General features: G+C 64.6%; 15 protein-coding genes. 9 read left to right on the plus strand and 6 right to left on the minus strand.

Features of this window, described 5'->3' with window-relative positions; genetic code table 11:
- Positions 1–11 precede the first annotated feature (11 nt).
- Both JQ572_RS23665 and JQ572_RS23670 read right to left on the minus strand, forming a co-directional pair.
- Complete coding sequence (locus JQ572_RS23665) at positions 12–1,874, minus strand: caspase family protein (protein WP_256808227.1); 1,863 nt, start codon at positions 1,872–1,874, stop codon at positions 12–14.
- 168 nt (positions 1,875–2,042) lie between these two features.
- Positions 2,043–3,950 (minus strand): acyl-CoA synthetase, encoded by a 1,908-nt coding sequence (locus JQ572_RS23670; RefSeq protein WP_211385221.1) that lies wholly within the window; start codon positions 3,948–3,950, stop codon positions 2,043–2,045.
- A 243-nt stretch (positions 3,951–4,193) separates the two neighbouring features.
- Between JQ572_RS23670 and JQ572_RS23675 the strand changes: the two genes are divergently transcribed.
- Both JQ572_RS23675 and JQ572_RS23680 read left to right on the plus strand, forming a co-directional pair.
- Complete coding sequence (locus tag JQ572_RS23675; RefSeq protein WP_211385222.1) at positions 4,194–5,306, plus strand: SecDF P1 head subdomain-containing protein; 1,113 nt, start codon at positions 4,194–4,196, stop codon at positions 5,304–5,306.
- A 263-nt stretch (positions 5,307–5,569) separates the two neighbouring features.
- On the plus strand, positions 5,570–6,376 hold the full coding sequence (locus JQ572_RS23680) for a Crp/Fnr family transcriptional regulator (protein WP_211385223.1): 807 nt from the start codon (positions 5,570–5,572) through the stop codon (positions 6,374–6,376).
- Positions 6,377–6,389: 13 nt separating this feature from the next.
- Here the strand turns inward: JQ572_RS23680 and JQ572_RS23685 are convergent, their stop codons facing one another.
- Positions 6,390–7,031, minus strand: a complete 642-nt coding sequence (locus JQ572_RS23685; protein ID WP_211385224.1) for a glutathione S-transferase family protein — start codon at positions 7,029–7,031, stop codon at positions 6,390–6,392.
- 161 nt (positions 7,032–7,192) lie between these two features.
- Positions 7,193–7,744, minus strand: a complete 552-nt coding sequence (locus JQ572_RS23690; RefSeq protein ID WP_211385225.1) for a cytochrome b — start codon at positions 7,742–7,744, stop codon at positions 7,193–7,195.
- A gap of 164 nt (positions 7,745–7,908) precedes the next feature.
- On the opposite strand from JQ572_RS23690, the gene murI reads away from it, so the two are divergent.
- The 7 genes from murI to JQ572_RS23725 all read left to right on the plus strand — a co-directional run bounded on the left by murI (position 7,909) and on the right by JQ572_RS23725 (position 13,005).
- The gene (gene murI, locus JQ572_RS23695) at positions 7,909–8,706 is read left to right on the plus strand and encodes a glutamate racemase (RefSeq protein ID WP_211385226.1); all 798 of its coding nucleotides are present in this window, start codon (positions 7,909–7,911) and stop codon (positions 8,704–8,706) included.
- Positions 8,707–8,768: 62 nt separating this feature from the next.
- Positions 8,769–9,542 carry an HpcH/HpaI aldolase family protein gene (locus tag JQ572_RS23700; protein WP_211385227.1) on the plus strand — a complete coding sequence of 258 codons (774 nt, stop codon included), beginning with the start codon at positions 8,769–8,771 and terminating at the stop codon, positions 9,540–9,542.
- A 150-nt stretch (positions 9,543–9,692) separates the two neighbouring features.
- Positions 9,693–10,460, plus strand: coding sequence for an acyltransferase (locus JQ572_RS23705; protein WP_211385228.1), 768 nt, complete (start codon positions 9,693–9,695; stop codon positions 10,458–10,460).
- A 199-nt stretch (positions 10,461–10,659) separates the two neighbouring features.
- Positions 10,660–11,277, plus strand: coding sequence for a 30S ribosomal protein S4 (rpsD, locus tag JQ572_RS23710; protein ID WP_129268552.1), 618 nt, complete (start codon positions 10,660–10,662; stop codon positions 11,275–11,277).
- 115 nt (positions 11,278–11,392) lie between these two features.
- Positions 11,393–11,620 (plus strand): hypothetical protein, encoded by a 228-nt coding sequence (locus JQ572_RS23715; protein ID WP_211385229.1) that lies wholly within the window; start codon positions 11,393–11,395, stop codon positions 11,618–11,620.
- Positions 11,617–11,901 carry a type II toxin-antitoxin system RelE/ParE family toxin gene (locus JQ572_RS23720; RefSeq protein ID WP_315986400.1) on the plus strand — a complete coding sequence of 95 codons (285 nt, stop codon included), beginning with the start codon at positions 11,617–11,619 and terminating at the stop codon, positions 11,899–11,901. The genes JQ572_RS23715 and JQ572_RS23720 overlap by 4 nt, the downstream gene beginning before the upstream one ends.
- Positions 11,902–11,937: 36 nt before the next feature.
- Positions 11,938–13,005, plus strand: coding sequence for a threonine aldolase family protein (locus JQ572_RS23725; RefSeq protein ID WP_211385231.1), 1,068 nt, complete (start codon positions 11,938–11,940; stop codon positions 13,003–13,005).
- Positions 13,006–13,020: 15 nt separating this feature from the next.
- On the opposite strand, the gene JQ572_RS23730 is transcribed toward JQ572_RS23725, so the two are convergent.
- A complete protein-coding gene (locus JQ572_RS23730; RefSeq protein ID WP_211385232.1) occupies positions 13,021–14,283 on the minus strand; it encodes a serine hydrolase domain-containing protein in 1,263 nt (420 codons plus the stop codon).
- Position 14,284: 1 nt separating this feature from the next.
- Positions 14,285–15,571, minus strand: coding sequence for a serine hydrolase domain-containing protein (locus JQ572_RS23735; RefSeq protein WP_211385233.1), 1,287 nt, complete (start codon positions 15,569–15,571; stop codon positions 14,285–14,287).
- Between the last annotated feature and the right edge of the window lie 18 nt (positions 15,572–15,589).

Genomic DNA, 15,589 nt, shown 5'->3' on the forward strand with positions numbered 1-15,589 from the left:
AGCTTGCAAATTCAGTTGCAGACTTCAACCATGCTGCTGCCGCCTCCGCTCGTCAGGCCCGCGGTCCTGTTGCCCCACCCTTCCAGGCGACACCCCTGACGGACCGGACGGCAACCTGCATTGTTGCAAAAAATCTGTCCTGTCGCCTGCGGCTTCGACGGCGCGGACTCGGTTTTCTTCCGATCCTCGTCTCGCGGCTTGGAGTCCTGTCGGGTTGCGACCGGCTTCTTCTCCTGGATCTTCTCACATTCGTTGTCGTCGCCGACGCGATAACCGGCGCGGCAGGTGATCTTCATGCATTGGTCGCCGTCGGCCTTGAAGCCGAAATTGCACACCAGCGGGCAAACCCGTCCCGGTTTCGCCTTCAGCGCATCGAGGGCGTCGACGCTCGCCAGCTTCGCGTCGAACTGGGTCCCAGCATATTTGTTGAACAATGCCAGCGAGCGCTGCGCCGCTGAATTCCATTCGCCGTCAGCAGCGGCGGACAGGCAACCGACTCGGCGCAATTCGCTCTGCACGGATTTCGTCAGATCGGCTGCAGACAATGTCGATGCCGGCGCAGGCGAGAGCGCGGCCACTTTCTGGCTCTCGGCTTCGAGCATCTGTCGATCGGCAGTTAGTTTTGCGGCCGGCTCTGCCGCCGCCTTCTCCGCCTCCTGCTTGGCAGCAAGTTCGGCCTTGGCTTTCTCAGCCGCCTGCTTCTCGGCAAGCATTTTTGCGGCGGCCGCTTCGGCCGCCTTGCGCTGCCGCTCGGCCGCTTCCGTTCTCGCCTGCTCGATCTGCCTTTGCTTCTCTGCAGCGATCCGCGCCTCCTCGGCGGCCTTGGCCGCCGCAGCCGCCTTGTCCTGCTCAGCCTTCTGGGCGCGTTCGGCAACGAGCCTCGTCTTTTCCTGCTCGGCCGCCTTAGCCCTTTGCTCGGCCGCCGTGCGCGTCTCTTCGGCGGCGATCTTGTTCAATTGGCCCTTGGCCAGATTGGCATAGAACCCGTCGGGGTATTGCGCCAGGAAGGCTTCCCAGCCATCGCGCGTCGCGAGCTGGAGCGCGAGCTCGTAGTCCCTGCGAATGGCATCCTGTGGGTTGGCCTGCGGTCCGGTCGCAGCCGGTTTGACCACGACCAGGGGCACATCGTCGCCGCCCAGCGAGCCATAGACATAAGGCTCCTGCTTGTAGCCCGTGCTCTTGAGCACGTCGTCGCGCACGAAGCCGAAGGCCTTGCGCAAATCCAGTCCCGGCTTCGGCAGGTGCTCGACCAATGCGATGGCGAACGGGCTGTTTTTGGAATCGCCGTCTGACGCAGTCGAACCCGCCTTTGCAGCGAAGGCGATCATGGTGTTGGGACTGGTCGGCTCGACCTTGGCAAGCCCGCGTCCAATCGCGCGCGAGGCCAGCGTGCGCTTCATGGTCTTGGAAAACGGATTGTCGCGGCAGGCGTCCAGGATGATCAGGCGCAGCTGCTTGGCCGGCTCGACCGCGAACAGCGCGCGCTCCACCGGGATGGTCTCGTCAAGCACGTCGCCATCCGTCTCGAGCGTAGCGTCGGTCGGAATGAGATAGTTGGTGCCGTCGAGCTCGATGCCGTGACCAGCGTAATAGATCACCGCCATGTCCGCGTCGCGCGTTCTGCCGGCGAACTCACGCAACATGCGCCGCATCTCGCTGGCACTGAGATCCAGCCTGACGTCGACGGAATCAAAGCCCGCTTTCTTGAACATGCCGCCGACCAGTGTGGCATCGTTAACGGGATTGCCGAGCTTGGGCGCGCTCTTGTAGGCGGAATTGCCGATGATGAGCGCCACACGCCGGTCCGCATGCGCCGGTCCGCAGCCAAGGACAATGGCAAAAATCAACAATCCAAATATCCGAAACGGAATCACTCGCAATCCCCCGAATGCAATTCCACGAGACTATTCGGAGTTATCGCCCGATGCCAATTCTTCCCTATGTGACAAAAGTCACACAAGAGCTCTCAGGCAGCCTGTGATCCTGCGGCGAAGCACCGCCTCTCGCCGAGGTTATAAGCCAGCGTCTCGCTCCTAGGCCGCCTAGACCTGCACCACCTCGTGCCGCATCACGAACGGGTCGAGCAGCGTGTGTACCTCGCCCGCGACGACCTCGCGCTGGTCCGGCGGCAGGCCTGCAAGCGTCACCGTGGCGATCGAGCCGTGGCTGCCATGTGCGCCGACCTTCACCTTGCAATCGATGCCGCGCTCGATGATGGGCGTCAGTACCTTTGTGAACACGCGTTGCGCGGCGTCCCATCGCAGCTGCGGCTTGAACACCTTGCCGACCCCGGTCACCGGCATCGGATCGATCGGGATGACCTGCACCGGAACGGCGGCGCGCTCCGGTGTGCGCTCGCGCACCCAGGCTTCCAGCTCGCCCGGCTCGACCGTCGCGCCCGGCTTCAGCTGCACGTATCCCACCGGCAGTTCGCCGGCGTAGGCATCGGGCTGGCCGACCACCGCGGCAAAGCCGACGGCGGGATGGCGGAACATGATCTCCTCGATCGGCGCCGGATCGATGTTGTGGCCGCCGCGGATCACGAGGTCCTTGGCGCGGCCGGTGATCCAGAGATAGCCGTCGGCATCGAGCCGGCCGAGATCGCCGGAATTGACCCAGACTTCGTCGACGAAGGCCCCCTTGTTGTGCTCGTCGTTGAGATAGCCGCCGAATACGCCGGGCCCGGCCATGATAACGACGCCGATCTCGTCCGGCGCGCAGTCGCGGATCAGCCTGCCATCGGCATCGAGCTGCACGATGCGCACACGCGCATAGGGCATGGGAAGGCCGACCGAGCCGAGCCGGATCGGCCGCGACGGATAGGCCAGCGTGTGCACGCTCGAGGTCTCCGTCATGCCGTAGACCTCGACCACCGGCAGCTTCAGCCTGTCCTGGATCGCCGAACCCACGGCGACGGGAATCGCCGAGCCGCCGCCGGCGGCATATTTCAGGCTGGAGATGTCGGCATTGCCTGTTGGCACCGCGAGCGTTGCGGCAAGCACCGTCGGCACGCTCGACAGCGCCTCGGGCTTGAAGCGCTCGACCAGCCCCCAGATGTTCTTGACCGAGTTGGGATTGCGCCAGCCGCTCGGAGACAGCACCACCAGCGAGCCGCCGGCCGACAGCGTCAGCAGCACCTGCGTCAGCGAGCCGCCGACGTGAAACAGCGGCATGCCGAACAGCATGTTGGCGCCCGGCCTTGACTTCAGCAGCAGGTTGAGCGCCCAGGCCTGATAGACCTGGTTGGCATGGGTGTGCCGCACCAGCTTCGGCGTGCCGGTCGTGCCGCCGGTGTGGAAATAGGCGGCGATGTCGCTGCCGGAAATCTTGCGTCCGCTGACAAGCCGGTCCGCCGGCTGCTGCTTGATCAGGTCGCTGAAGGCATAGATTCCCTTCGCCGGATCGCCGCCGCCGAACACCTGCACGATCGCCTTGAGTTGTTTCAACTGCGGCCTGATCTGCTCGACTTTCTGCCAGATGTCGGTGCCGGGCATCGGCCCGAGCGCCACCAGGATCCTTGTGTTCGCGGCCTCCAAAATCTCCGCGATCTGGTGCGGCTCCAAGAGCGGATTGACGGGATTGGCGATGCCGGCGGCCTCCGCGCCGAACAGGGTCACGAAGGCATCGGGTACCAGCGGCAGCATGAAGCTGATGACGTCGCCCTTTTCGACACCGAGCGCGTGAAACATGTTGGCCGCTTGCGTGACGCGCGCGACGAAATCGCGGTACGTGACCACGACCGGCGTGTCGGCGGGATCGGCATTTTGAAGGAACTGGATCGCCACCGCGTCGGGATCGCGCGCCGCACCCAGCCTGATCGCGTCATAGGTGCTCTCGGCCGCGACGCGCTCGGCGTAAGGGACCTGTTCGAAGGCACGAACCTCCGCGTCCGTCGCCAGATCCGGATAGTCGTCGCCAATGAAGCGATCGAGCGCGTGGATGCCCGCCATGGAATTCCGTCCTCCCTCAGATGCATTTCCCCGCCCCCTGTCTTTTGACTTTTTGGTTCGGCAAGGCCCCGACCGACGGCCGGTCGAGCGCGGACAGAATGATGCATGATTTGGCGTTCGTCCATGACCTAACGGTCACGGTGGCAGCACCCGGCCTGGAGGCCTTTGAACCTCCGCGCCCGATCCGGGGACCAAGAACTGGCATCGGACTCGCTCGGCAGCGTCCTGCCGCAAGAGGTGATCATGACCACACCCCTGCGGGATCGCGTCTCACGGCTGATTGTCGCGCTCGCCATGACATCGGGGATCATGACGTCGATCATCGTGGTTTCGACGATCGCGCTGCCCCGCGCTGCGATCGCCGAGGACAGCCAGTTCGACAAGATGCGCGCCAAGATCGCGACTTTCGTCGCCGACAAGATGGAGAAGCTGGGCGGCTCGCGCATCGTCTACAAGGTGGACACCGACGGCTTGCGCGAGAGCGTCGTCACGGATCTGCGCGACGACGTCTACAAGGCCCTGCGCGAGGGCAAGATCGCCTTCTCCGGTCTTGCGATCCGCGACGGTGGGGTCGAGTTGAAGATCGCCGACGCCAAGGGCCGCGAGCAACTCGCGCGCAAGCTGGCGTCAGCCGCGGAGGGACTGCCGTCGCATGCGCTGAGCGTGACCGACGGCGGCAACGGACCGGTCAGGCTCGCGCCGACCGATGCCGCAGCCGCGGCGCGGCTGCACGAACTCGTCGAAGATTCCATCGCCATGATCGAGCAGCGCCTGAAGGACGCCGGCATCCAGCTCGCCAGCGTCCTGCCGGACGGGCAGGACCGAATCCGCATCTTCCTGCCTGGTATGATGGAGCCCGAGCGCGTGACCGCGGTCTTCGCCAGAAGGGTCAAGGTCAGCTTCCGTCTGATCGACCTGTCGATGCCAGCGGAGCAGGCGCAATCCGGCACGCCGCCGGCAGGCACGGAAGTCCTGTCCGGCTTCAAGGACAAGAGCCTTTATCTGGTCGCCAGGGACAGCGCGCTCGACGGCGACGACATCAGCTATGCCGCCCCGGGGTTTGCGAGCGGCACGAAGGACCCGATCGCCTCGTTCCGCTTCAACGGCCGCGGCACACGGCGCTTCGCCCACGTCACCGAAGAGAACATCGGAAGGCCCTTCGCCATCGTGCTCGACGGCAAGGTGATCTCCGCCCCCGTGATCCGCGAGCCCATCACCGGCGGTTCGGGCCAGATCTCCGGCAATTTCACCCTGGAGGAAGCCAATAGCGTCGCCATGTTGCTGCGCGCCGGTTCGCTGCCGGGACACCTCGGCCTGGTCGACCAGCAGGTCGTGCAACCCGCCGCCAAGCCCTAAAGCCGGAGATCGTCACGCCCCCGCCCCGTCGGCAGCGCCGAGGTCCATCCACGACGCCGGGACTCGCATCCGGGGCGCCGAATCGCGGCATGTTACGGCATGCAAGCAGCCAAACGGGCAATTGCCGAAATCACCGATCAGGCTAAAATTTGCCTCTTGCGGCATGACGGCCGGAGGCTTCATTCAAGCGGTCGTCATTCGATTTCGGCTATAGGTGTCGAGAAGACCGACCAGGACTGAAGGCCTTACGCGGGGATAGTACCATGCCGTCCGGCAGCGCAGACATTTCGGCGATCCTCGACCGCATTCTCGATGCGGCGACGGACAATCTCAGGATCGCGAAGATCCTGGTCCAGATGGGCCTCGATCCGAACAACGTCACCTACGACTCGATCTTCAATCGGATGCTGGAGATCTTTGTCCAGAACATCACGCTGGCCAATCTGTTCGCCGCGGTCGGCGCCGGCTTCTTCGTCGCCACCCTCTTGATGCGGACGATGGTGCCGCTGCGCGTCGCCAACATGATCGGCTGCGGGTTCTTCGCCGTTTTCGGCGCGCTCTCCGCCAACGTCTCGACGTTCCTGCTGTATCTGCTCTTGCTTCCGATCAACGCCCTGCGCCTGCGGCAGATGCTCAAGCTGGTCAAGAAGGCGCGTCATGCCGCCGAAGGCGACATGTCGATCGAATGGCTCAAGCCGTTCATGACCGAACGCAAATATCGCCGCGGGGACACACTGTTCAAACTGGGCGATCCTGCCAAAGAGATGCTCCTCACGGTCACAGGAAAATTCCTGGTCAAGGAGATCAAAGTCGAGATCGGCCCCGGAGCTCTCATGGGGGAGCTTGGTTTCCTCACGCCTGACAACCGGCGGACCGGAACGATCGAATGCATCGAAGACGGACAGGTGCTGACGATCACCTATGACCGGCTGCTCGAGATCTACTTCCAGGATCCGCAGTTCGGCTATTACTTCCTGGTGCTCACCAGCCAGCGCCTGCTGCAAAACATCGACCGCCTGCAGAAGCAGCTGGCGAGCGAGCGGGCGGCCACGACGAACCGAATCGCATGATCGCCGACGCCACTCAGCTCAGCAGCAGAGCCATGCCCGGATCGCCCTTCTCCATCGCCCGCTGGTAGGCCGGACGCGCGCCGATGCGGCCGAGATATTCGACCACGTTCGGGCAGCGCGACAGATCGTAGGGCTGGAAGTAGCGCATCGTGGTGAGCGAGAAGCCCATCATGATATCCGCGGTGGTGAAGGTGCTGCCGGCCAGATATTCGGCGTTGCGAACGCGCGCATCGACCAGATCGAAGGCGCGGTCGACGCGCCCCCTGGTCGCGACCAGCATCGGGTTGTCCTCGGCGAGCTTCAGGCGGTTCAGGATCATCAGTCGGCCCATGCCGGCCTGCAGCGTGCCGTTGGCGAAGTGAAACCAGTACAGGAACTGCGCGAAGTCAGGATCATCAGGGCCGAGCACGAGGCGCCCCTTACCGTATTTGGCCATGATGTAATCGACGATGGCGCCGGATTCGGCGAGCACAAGGTCACCGTCGGTGATGACCGGCGCCGCCCCGATCGAGTGCAGCGCCTTGTAGTCGGACGGCGCCAGCATGGTCACGGAGTCGCGGGTATAGCGCTTCAGCTCGTAAGGAAGTTCGAGCTCTTCGCAGAGCCACACGATGCGCTCGGATTGCGACTTGCCGAGATGATGGACGGTGAGCATGAGGCCTCCTGCGACGTAACGTAGGCTCGATCAGTGGTGACGCCGCATCATATCCCGTCATTGCGATGTAGAAGCAATGTCATTCCTCTCCGTCACCCTGAAGTGGCCGCTTCTTCAGCGGTCTTCGAAGGATGACGGATCGAACTGAAACGCGAGCCGCCCTACGCCGCCTCGTCTGTCACCATCCGTGCCACGACGCGGTCGCGGCGGATGAAGTGATGCCAGAGGGCCGCGATCACGTGAACCGCGATCAAGGCGAGCAGCACATAGGCAAAGAGGATGTGGCGGTCCTCATAGGCGCCCGCCGCCGCACGGTCGGGAGAGGTGAATTGCGGTACGTGAAACAGGCCGAAGAAGTCCGAGTAGTCCGGCGCGTGCGCGCCGGAATGCGCCCAGCCGAGCAGGGTCACGACGATGACGGCGAGATAGAGCGCGCCATGGCTGATATGGGCCGCAACCTTCTGCCAGCGCGAGGTATCGGCCGGCATGGCGGGCGTCGGGTTGATGAGGCGCCAGACCAGGCGCAGCACGGTCAGCAGCAGGATCACATAGCCGATATCGGCGTGGATCGAGCGGTAAAAGAAGCGGTCGGGCCGCGCCGGGATGTGGTTCATCCACCAGCCGAAGCCGATCATGCCGATGATGGTCAGCGCCAGGATCCAGTGCATCCACCGGGAAACGCTGCCCCAGCCAGCATTGGTGTTTCTGATCATGTCGGCACTCCGGAGTTTTGCGGGCCTGTCCCTGTGCGCACCGCAATACGGCTGCTGATAACGGGAACAGGCGGCAATCGTGAAATTGAATCGCTCCAAATCGGGTCCCGCCGCAAAACCGCCCAAAAACCGAATGGTAACCATGGCTCCCTTAAGGTAGCGACGTGACCAATTCCCCGACGATCCTGGTGTTCGATTCCGGCCTTGGCGGGCTCACGGTCCTGCGTGAGGTCGTGGCCGCGCGTCCGGACGCGCACTACGTCTACGTCGCGGACGACGCCTTCTTCCCCTACGGCCACCACGGCGAGGACGAGATCATCGCCCGCGTGGTCCCCCTGATGGGGGAACTGATCGGCGCGCATGATCCTGACCTCGTCGTCATCGCCTGCAACACTGCGTCCACCCTGGTCCTATCGCATCTGCGCGCCGCTTATTCCCTGCCCTTCGTCGGCACGGTACCGGCGATCAAGCCGGCCTGCGCGCAGTCGAGGAGCCGGCGGGTATCGGTGCTCGGCACCAAGGGCACCGTGAAGCGCGAATACACCAAGGCGCTGATCCGCGATTTCGCACTGGGCTGCGAGGTGACGCTGGTCGGCTCGCCCGAGTTGGCCGCGCTGGCTGAAGCCGAGCTCAGCGGCTCTTCCGTCAGCGACGACGCCATCCTCGCCGAGATCGCCCCGTGCTTCGTCGGCGATGCCGAAGAAGCAGGCGCCCGTACCGACACCGTGGTGCTGGCCTGCACGCATTATCCGCTGCTGCTCGACCGGCTGAAAAAACTCGCGCCCTGGCCGGTCGACTGGATCGATCCGGCGCCCGCGATCGCCCGCCGCGTCTCGGATCTGCTCGGCGTGCGCATCGGCGGCATCGCGCAGTCAGGCGCCGAGATGATCTTCACATCCAACCGTGCGCATGGCCTCAGCGCCACCCTGAGGCCGTTCTTCGGCGGCCGCATACCGGCCTGACTTTTCGGAGTCACGGCGGGCTGCTAGGCTTCGCCGTCGTCATTGTCCCCGCAGGCTCTTTCATGTCCGTCCCGACCACGCCGCTCAACCGCCTCCGCCAGCTCTGGCGCGAGGGCCGTCCCGCCTTCGGCGCGATCGCGACGATCCCGAGCGTGCAGACCGTGCAGATCATGGCGCGTTCGCTCGACTGGATCATCGTCGATCTCGAGCATGGTCCGATCGGGCTGACCGAGGCGCATGCGATGATCGCGGCGACGACAGGCACACCCTGCACGCCGCTGGTGCGGATCGCGGCGAACGAGCCGTGGCTTGCGAAGGCGCCAATGGACATCGGCGCCTTCGGCATCAACTTTCCGATGATCACCAATCGCAACGAGGCCGAGAAGGCGGTGCGAAGCGTGCGCTATCCGCCGCGCGGCGATCGGCTCTGGGGTCCCTTCCACGCGCCGTTCCGCTGGGGCCAGTCGATGCCGGACTACATGGCCAGCGCCGATGACGAGATGATCTGCATGATCACCATCGAGCATGTCGACGCGGTCAACCGCATCGACGAGATCATGGCGACGCCCGGCATCGACGTTGCCGTGATCGGCCCCGGCGATCTCGCCACCTCCATCAACAAGCGCGGCCAGATGGACGATCCGGAATTGCTGGAGCTGGTCGCCCGGGCCGAGGCCGGCATCCTCAGAAGCGGCGTGCCGATCGGTGGCGTCGCCCGCACGGCGGACCAGGCCAACGCCTTGGTCGACCGCGGCTACCGTGCGATCGCCCTCGGCTTCGACTGGTCGCTGTTCCAGCGCGGCATCATGGCGGCGTTCGAGGGCATCAAGCGCTGAAGCAAGCCGATTGCCACCTTGCCGGGAACGACCGCGCTGCTAGGGTCGGCGAACCGACTGGGCCCAACCGGGTTAGTTCGTGCTAGAGCAGGCGGCGAGCAGGAGGCCTGCTCGCTGCACATATTTTAATCCGCGGGAACCGGAACAACGATGCGCGGGAAACCCAAGCACATTTCACTGCCGCGCCGCCTGATTTGCGACCTCATGCGGGCTTCGATGGACGTGCCGTTCGTGTCGCTGTCCCGATCGCTGCATATCCGCCCCCTGCTGGAGGCCCGCGCGGGCACGATGACACCCGCCGGCTGGGCCGCGATGTTCGTCAAAGCCTTTGCCCTGGTCGCCAGGGACGAGCCGATCCTGCGCACCGTCTACGCCAAATGGCCCTGGCCGCAGCTCTACGAGCTGCCGAGGAGCGTGGCGCTGGTGGCCATCGCCCGGGTCGAGGACGGCGAGGAATGCGTGATGCCGCAGCGAATCGCGGCCCCTGAAACCATGGCGCTAGCCGCGGTCGACGCCGAGATCCGGCGCGCCAAGACGGCCCCGATCGACGACGTCCCCATGTTCCGCAAGATCATGCGGGCGACCCGCCTGCCGCTGCCGCTGCGGCGGCTGTCCTGGGCGATCGGACTGAATTTCGGCCGCCAGCGCGGCAACTGGTTCGGCAGCTTCGCGGTGAGCTCGGTGGCCGCCTACGGCGGCGGCGAGCTCCACCCCATCACGCCGGGCCCCTTCATCGTCAGTTACGGGGTGGTCGAGCCCGACCAGACCATCCATGTCGTGATCCGCTGGGATCACCGGGTCACCGACGCTGCCCCGATCGCGCGGGTCCTGACCCGGCTGGAACAGGTCCTGAACGCTGAAATTGCTGCCGAATTGCGCTCCGCCGGTCCGAAACCGATCCGGGCCGTCGGAACGTGATTCCGGGGCCATTCGCATTGACAGCGAACCCCAAACTCCCCTAAAAGCCGCCTGCTCGCGGGCCGATTTCGGCCCGCGAAGCGTTTCGCGACCCGTGGTCCTGCCCCCTATGCTTTGGGGATCGGACCTGTCGGTGCCGGGCCTCGCCCGTCACACAGGAGGGCGCGTTTCCTCAAACCATGGACCTGAAGAGGACGCGATGACTAAGCGCAGTGAAGCCAAGTACAAGCTCGACCGCCGTATGGGCCAGAACATCTGGGGCCGCCCGAAGAGCCCCGTCAACCGCCGCGAATACGGCCCCGGCCAGCACGGCCAGCGCCGCAAGGGCAAGCTCTCCGATTTCGGCGTGCAGCTGCGCGCCAAGCAGAAGCTGAAGGGCTACTACGCCAACATCTCCGAGCGCCAGTTCCACAGCATCTATGTCGAGGCCAGCCGCCTCAAGGGTGACACCGGCGAGAACCTGATCGGCCTGCTCGAGCGCCGTCTCGACGCGGTCGTGTACCGCGCCAAGTTCGTCTCGACGATCTTCGCCGCGCGCCAGTTCATCAACCACGGCCACGTCAAGGTCAACGGCCGCAAGGTCAACATCTCGAGCTATCAGGTCAAGATCGGCGACGTGGTCGAGGTCAAGGAAGCCTCCAAGCAGCTCGCCCACGTCCTCGAAGCCAGCCAGCTCCCCGAGCGTGACACCCCCGACTATCTCGAAGTCGACCACGGCAAGATGACCGCGAAATACGTGCGCATCCCCCACCTCTCCGACGTGCCGTTCCCGGTGCAGATGGAGCCGCATCTGGTCGTCGAATTCTATTCGCGCTGATAATCGGCAAGATCAATCGCTCAAAGGCCCCGGTTTCCGGGGCCTTTTTGTTTGAACCGGCCATTCCCATGTCTCGATCCACTTGTGCTATGATCGCACGTGGTGGAGCTTCATCATGACGCGTCTTCTGGAAGAGGCCTTTAGCAAGGTTTCCGCCCTGCCTGATTCAGAGCAGGACGAGTTGGCGCGGACCCTGCTTGAACTTGCCGGGGTCGATCAGCCTCCGATCAAGCTGACGGCGGCGGAAGAGGCAGACCTCGCCGAGGCCGAAGCTGAAATCGCCCGCGGCGAATTGGCCAGCGCCGACGAAGTTCGCGCGATGTGGGCCAAGCACGGGCGGTGAATGTCCGCTACACAAAGCGGGCGCTCGCCCAGATCGACGAAATACTGACCTATCTCCAAGCGCGCTCTCCTCAGGGAGCGGGGCACGTGCGCGATCGCATTGCCGCTCTCATCGCGCTGCTCCAGGATCATCCCTATGCAGGGCGGCAGACCACTCGCGCATACGTCCGTCGCTTGCCGGTCAATCCATATCCCTATCTGATAGACTATCGTGTGGCCGAGACGGAAATCGTTATTATGCGGTTTCGTCACGCCGCCCGGCGTCCACCCAGAACTCGCTGACCGCGAGTGAGTGCCATTCCCTTAGGGAGCAAGCTGATGCTCTACACCCCTCCCCCGATCGATCCCAAGGCGCCGCCGGTGCGCATCAATCTGCTCTCGGACACGCAGACCAGGCCGACGCCGGCGATGCGCGAGGCGATGGCGCGGGCGGAGGTCGGCGACGAGCAGGTCGGCGACGATCCGACCGTGAACGCGCTGTGCGAGCGCGTTGCCGAGCTGCTGGGCAAGGAAGCCGCCGTCTACATGCCGTCAGGCACCATGTGCAACGTCACCGCGACGCTGGTGCATTGCCGCCCCGGCGACGAGATCCTCGCCCATGAGAGCGCGCACATCATCGCACGCGAAGGCGGCGCGCATGCCGCGATTGGCGGCTTCCAGGTCACGCAGCTGAAGGGACCCGACGGCCAGTTCACGCCGGAGACCTTGCGCAAGGCGCTGCATCCGCGCACCCGCTACCAGCCGCCGCAGACCGTAGTCAGCGTCGAGCAGACCGCCAATATCGGCGGTGGCACGATCTGGAAGAAGGCCGCCCTCGACGAGATCGTCGCGATCGCCAGGCAGCACGGGCTCGTGACCCACATGGACGGCGCGCGCCTGCTCAACGCCACCGTGGCGAGCGGCATCTCTCCGCGCGACATGACGGCGGGCTGGGATTCGGCGTGGATCGACTTCTCCAAAGGCCTCGGCGCGCCGATCGGCGGCGTGCTCGCAGGCTCGCGCGCCTTCATCGAAGCGGTCTGGCAGTGGAAGCAGCGTCTCGGCGGCTCGATGCGGCAGGCCGGCATCTGCGCCGCCGCCTGCATCTACGCGCTCGATCATCACGTCGAGCGGCTCGCCGACGACCACGCCAATGCGCGCGCGCTCGCCCGCGGACTGTCGCAGATCGCAGGCATCGAGGTGCAGGAGCCGGAGACCAACCTCGTGTTCTTCAAGCCTGATGGCGCCGGCGTGCCCGGCGACAAGATGGTCGCCGCGCTGCGCCAGCGCGGCGTGACGCTCGCAATGATGGACGGCCGCATCCGCGCCTGCACCCATCTCGACGTCAATGCGAGCCAGATCGAGGAGACGATCGGATACGTGCGCGAGATCGTGCGCGGGGCGTAAGTCCGCAGCCCGATATCACCGCCCCATCGCCTGATAGATCAGCGTCTTCAGCGCCAGTTGAATCCGGCCGCGCTGAGACGGGGTCTGCACCATGAAGATTCCGAGCAGATCGTCCTCGGGATCGATGAAGAAGAACGTGCCGCCGACGCCGTCCCAGCGATATTCACCAAGGGGCCAGTCCGTTCCCGGCGGCACCGAGGTGCGCACGGCGAAGCCGAGACCGAACCCGGAAGACCCGCCCGGATAATAGTTCTGGTCGCGCGCGACCTTCGTCTCCGGTCCGATATGATCCGACGCCATCAGCGCAATGGTCTCGGGCTTGAGATAGCGCCGGCCTTCGTAGGTCCCGCCATTGAGCAGCATCTGCGCGAAGCGGGCGTAGTCGCCGACCGTACCGACCATGCCGGCGCCGCCCGACTCCCATGTCGCGGGCCGCCTGATATCGCGAACCTGCGTTGTTGCATTGATGTGACGATCGTCCGGCATCGGCTCGGCAATGCGCGGAAATTTTGCCGGATCGGCGACATAGAACGCCGTCTCGGTCATGCCGAGCGGATCGAGCACCCGCTCCCTCTCGAACTGGAGCAACGTCTTTCCAGAGATCACCTCGACGACGCGGCCGAGCACGTCGGTGGAAAAGCCGTAGTCCCACACCGTGCCCGGCTGTTCGGCGAGCGGCAGCGTGATGAGCTTCGCGATGAAGTCGGCGTTGGAAAGATCGCTGTTGAAAAGGTTGGCCGCAGCATAGAGCTCGCGCACCGGTCCACCGCCGGAGAAGCCGTAAGGCAGCCCCGAGGTGTGGCGCAGCAGGTCCTTGATCGTGACCGGACGATCGAGCGGCTCCAGCGCCAGCGCCACCTTGCCGCCCTCGGCCTTCTTCTCGACGCCGACCTTCATGCCGGCAAAGGCCGGAATGTATTTCGAGACGGGATCGTCGAGCGCGAGCTTGCCCTCCTCGACCAGCATCATCGCCATCACGGAGGTGATCGGCTTCGACATCGAATAGAGGCGGAAAATCGTGTCCGCACTCATCGAGATCTCGGTCGCGACGTCGCGGACGCCGAAATTCTCGTAATAGACCGGCTTGCCGTGCTGCTGGAGCAGCAGGATGGCGCCGGGGATCTTGCCGGTGGCGACCTCGTTGCGGATGTAGTCGGAAACCTTCGCCAGCCCCTCGGGCGAGAGAGTGTGGACCCTGCCTCCCTCGGAACCCGCCTTCGCACCGAAGCCACCGACCAGAACGACGAGCGCCGCGATCAGCGCGCGGCGCCCGAACATGTCACTTCTCCATGGCTTCATAGACCAACTGCTTCAGTGTCCGCTGTACCCGCTGCCGCTCGGACGGGGTCTGCTCCAGCAGCACGAAGAACATGTCCTGCTTGGGGTCGATCACGAAATAGCAGCCGGAGGCGCCGTCCCACTTCAACTCGCCGAGATCGCCGGGCGGCGGCGGCTTGGCGTTGCCGGGGTCGGTACGGACCGCAAGGCCGAGGCCGAAGCCGAAGCCGTCGCCGGGGAAGTAGAAATAGTCGCGATCGACGCCGGAGCCGGGGCCGATCTGATCGGTCGCCATCAGCTTGAATGACTCGGGCTTGAGGATGGTCTTGCCATCGAGGCTACCGCCATTGAGCAGCATCTGCGTAAAGCGCGCGTAGTCCGCCATGGTCGTGACCATGCCGCCGCTGGCGAACTGGATCTTCTTGACGACGGTCGGATCGTTGATCCGGCCGACGCGGAAATCGGCGTCGTTCGGCACCGGCTGCGCCAGGAGCTTCTGCTTCTCGGGGTCGGTGACGAAGAATCCGGTGTCGACCATGCCGAGCGGATCGAGCAGCTTCTCCCGCTCGATCTCGATGAGCGGCTTGCCCGCCGCGATCTCCATGACACGCGCGAGGATGTCGGTGGAATGGCCGTATTGCCAGAGCGCGCCCGGCTGGTTGTGCAGCGGCAGCTTGGCGATGCGCTCTGCGAACTCGGCGAGGTCGAAATCGCCGGCATAGATGTTGGCGTCGCGATAGGCCTTGCGGACCAGGCTGTCGCCGTAGAAGCCATAGGTGACGCCGGAGGTATGGCGCATCAGATCGAGCACCGTCATTGGCCGCACGGGCGGCACCAGCTCGAGCGACTTGGTGCCGTCGTCGGCCTTCTTCTCGACGCCGACCTTCACATTGGCGAAGGACGGGATGTATTTCGAGACCGGATCGTCGAGCTTGATCTTGCCGTCCTCGATCAGCTGCACCGCGACAACGGACGTGATCGCCTTGCTCATCGAGAACAGGCGGAAAATCGTCTTGTCGGTGATCGGCGCCTTGCTGACCACGTCCTGCACGCCGAAGGCTTCGTGATAGACCGGCTTGCCGTGCTGCTTGATCAACACGGTCGCGCCGGCGATCTTGCCGGTGGCAACCTCGTTCTTGAAGAACTCGCTGACCTTGGCGAGCTTGTCCTGATTGAAATGCGCGCCGGCGGGAATCTCGTAAGTCCCCTCAGCGCACGCGAACGACGTCGCGCCAACCGATAGAAGCGCGCTGCAAACCAGCGCACGCAGTCCAAAACGCAAAATCATATCCCCTCCCCGGAACAT

Source organism: Bradyrhizobium sp. SZCCT0153, assembly GCF_018129995.1.
GTDB lineage: Bacteria > Pseudomonadota > Alphaproteobacteria > Rhizobiales > Xanthobacteraceae > Bradyrhizobium > Bradyrhizobium japonicum_G.

What these genes read in the sequence shown, in the direction of transcription:
- JQ572_RS23705 (WP_211385228.1), top strand. Translation starts at nt 9,693, where the DNA reads ATGCGCGGGAAACCCAAGCACATTTCACTGCCGCGCCGCCTGATTTGC.
- JQ572_RS23725 (WP_211385231.1), top strand. Translation starts at nt 11,938, where the DNA reads ATGCTCTACACCCCTCCCCCGATCGATCCCAAGGCGCCGCCGGTGCGC.
- JQ572_RS23680 (WP_211385223.1), top strand. Translation starts at nt 5,570, where the DNA reads ATGCCGTCCGGCAGCGCAGACATTTCGGCGATCCTCGACCGCATTCTC.
- rpsD (WP_129268552.1), top strand. Translation starts at nt 10,660, where the DNA reads ATGACTAAGCGCAGTGAAGCCAAGTACAAGCTCGACCGCCGTATGGGC.
- JQ572_RS23685 (WP_211385224.1), bottom strand. Translation starts at nt 7,031, where the DNA reads ATGCTCACCGTCCATCATCTCGGCAAGTCGCAATCCGAGCGCATCGTG.
- JQ572_RS23700 (WP_211385227.1), top strand. Translation starts at nt 8,769, where the DNA reads ATGTCCGTCCCGACCACGCCGCTCAACCGCCTCCGCCAGCTCTGGCGC.
- JQ572_RS23735 (WP_211385233.1), bottom strand. Translation starts at nt 15,571, where the DNA reads ATGATTTTGCGTTTTGGACTGCGTGCGCTGGTTTGCAGCGCGCTTCTA.
- JQ572_RS23730 (WP_211385232.1), bottom strand. Translation starts at nt 14,283, where the DNA reads ATGTTCGGGCGCCGCGCGCTGATCGCGGCGCTCGTCGTTCTGGTCGGT.
- JQ572_RS23715 (WP_211385229.1), top strand. Translation starts at nt 11,393, where the DNA reads ATGACGCGTCTTCTGGAAGAGGCCTTTAGCAAGGTTTCCGCCCTGCCT.
- JQ572_RS23670 (WP_211385221.1), bottom strand. Translation starts at nt 3,950, where the DNA reads ATGGCGGGCATCCACGCGCTCGATCGCTTCATTGGCGACGACTATCCG.
- JQ572_RS23675 (WP_211385222.1), top strand. Translation starts at nt 4,194, where the DNA reads ATGACCACACCCCTGCGGGATCGCGTCTCACGGCTGATTGTCGCGCTC.
- JQ572_RS23690 (WP_211385225.1), bottom strand. Translation starts at nt 7,744, where the DNA reads ATGATCAGAAACACCAATGCTGGCTGGGGCAGCGTTTCCCGGTGGATG.